This window comes from Sinorhizobium sp. GQ132, assembly GCF_059758575.1.
The window spans coordinates 1-394 of record NZ_JCAXDX010000066.1 but is presented as its reverse complement, the minus strand read 5'-3'; the positions used below and the strand labels follow the sequence as shown (position 1 = coordinate 394).

Sequence of the window (394 nt, the reverse complement as noted above, 5' to 3'; positions counted from 1 at the left end):
ACTGCCGTACAAGCTTCAGGACCATCGAATGGATGATCCCGAAACGCCCGGCCGTGACCTGGACAGCGCGCAGCATGTCATTGTTCCGCATGATCCGGATCTTTGGATAAACCTCTTCCAGATCATGATCGTTGAACAGCCAGTCCCAAGGCTCTCCGGTCTTCTCGATCCAATAATGCCGGCCGTTGGCGCCAATCAGGTGGACGGCCACGATCGCGTCAGCGATCGGAGGCAGGACAACATCGCCCCCATGGGTTGCGGTCTGGGTTGCTCCGCAGATTGTCTGACCGCCCGCGCCGCCGAGGGTCTCCATGGCCCATGGCCCCTCGTAATCCACGTAGCGATTGGCCAGCGAAATCCCTTCATTGTCGATGAGGCTGTAGAGCTCGGCGAC

General features: G+C 59.6%; 1 protein-coding gene. It reads right to left on the bottom strand.

The annotated features are described in order from the left end of the window. The coding region (locus AC6CIG_RS29740) for a hypothetical protein (RefSeq protein WP_498324392.1) at positions 1 to 394 on the bottom strand (394 nt) is incomplete at both ends.